Raw genomic sequence first — 1474 nt, 5'->3', positions numbered from 1 at the left:
GGCAGTCAAGGCGGATTCAACTGGTCGTCGCAACACCTCGTGATCGCGGAGGTGTCAGATGGTTCGTCGTCAGCAGGCAGCAGATCGGGCGGAGCGGCCGAAGCTTCGGTCGCCTGGGCATCCGAAGTTCCAGCGGCATGTCGAGGCAGCGTTCTGGGCCGAGATCGCCAAGGGGTTGCTGCCCATCGAGGCTGCTGCCGTGGTCGGCGTGGCGCAAGCGGTCGGTCAGCGGTGGTTCCGCAACGCTGGCGGCATGCCGCCGTTCGACCTGAAGTTCACGCCAACCGGACGCTACCTGTCGTTCGCTGAGCGTGAGGAGATCGCGCTCCTGCGTGCTCAGGGAAGCGGGGTGCGCGAGATCGCCCGAACTATAGGCCGTGACCCGGGGACGATCTCCCGTGAGCTGCGCCGGAATGCGGCCGTCCGCTACGGAAGTCGCGGGTATCGAGCATCGGTCGCGCAGTGGAAGGCTGACATGGCCGCGAAGCGTCCGAAGGCGGCGAAGCTGGTCACGAACGCCCGGTTGCATGCCTACGTCCACGAGCGGCTATCCGGGCAGATCACCACACCTGATGGCAAGATCATCGTCGGTCCCGAGCCGCCGCGGTTCACGGGGATCAACAAGCCGCACCGCAAGCATCGCGGGTGGTCGACGGCGTGGAGTCCGGAGCAGATCAGCAACCGACTCAAGGTCGACTTCCCCGATGATGAGTCCATGCGCATCAGCCACGAAGCGATCTACCAGTCGCTCTACATTCAGGGCCGTGGCGCGCTCAAACGCGAGCTCGTCTGGTGTCTGCGCACGGGCCGGGCGCTTCGCGCACCGCGGGAACGCTCACGTCGTAAGACGTGGGCGCACGTCACTCCCGGAACCCTGATCAGCGAACGCCCTCCTGAAGCTGAGGACCGCGCTGTTCCCGGCCATTGGGAAGGCGATCTGCTGATCGGGCTGGAGCGTTCCGCGATCGGCACCGTCGTCGACCGCATGACCAGGTTCACGATGCTCGTCCACCTCCCACGCGAGGAGGGATACCGGCACAAGGAGACACCCAAGAATGGTCCCGCCCTGGCTGGCTATGGCGCGATCACGATGAAGAACGCGCTGGCGAACACGATGTCGACACTCCCCACCCAACTGGCACGGTCGTTGACCTGGGATCGCGGCAAGGAGATGTCCGCTCACGCAACGTTCACGGTCGAGACCGGCATCCCGGTGTTCTTCGCCGATCCGCAGTCGCCCTGGCAGCGCGGCACCAACGAGAACACCAACGGCCTGCTACGCCAGTACTTTCCCAAGGGCACCGACCTGGCCCGGTGGAGCGCGGAAGACATCGAAGCCGTCGCTCACGCCCTCAACACCAGGCCCCGCAAGTCACTCGGATGGAAGACCCCCGCCGAAGCCTTCAACGAGCAGCTACTGTTGCTCCAACAAGCCGGTGTTGCAACGACCGGTTGAACCCGGTCAATTTCGCAG

Annotated in this window: 1 protein-coding gene; it reads left to right on the top strand. The window is 65.1% G+C overall.

What is annotated here, in order from left to right; genetic code table 11:
* Positions 1–58 precede the first annotated feature (58 nt).
* Positions 59–1456, top strand: a complete 1398-nt coding sequence (locus ACGG9C_RS16965) for an IS30 family transposase (RefSeq protein WP_071044142.1) — start codon at positions 59–61, stop codon at positions 1454–1456.
* Positions 1457–1474 lie beyond the last annotated feature (18 nt).

It is taken from the genome of Microbacterium sp. MTN4-26, assembly GCF_042846595.1.
GTDB lineage: Bacteria > Actinomycetota > Actinomycetes > Actinomycetales > Microbacteriaceae > Microbacterium > Microbacterium luteum.
Note: the sequence above shows the minus strand (reverse complement) of the source record. Positions and strands in the feature narration are given on the sequence as shown.

Excerpts from the sequence above, each read along its gene's own strand:
- ACGG9C_RS16965 (WP_071044142.1), top strand. The coding sequence starts at position 59 with ATGGTTCGTCGTCAGCAGGCAGCAGATCGGGCGGAGCGGCCGAAGCTT.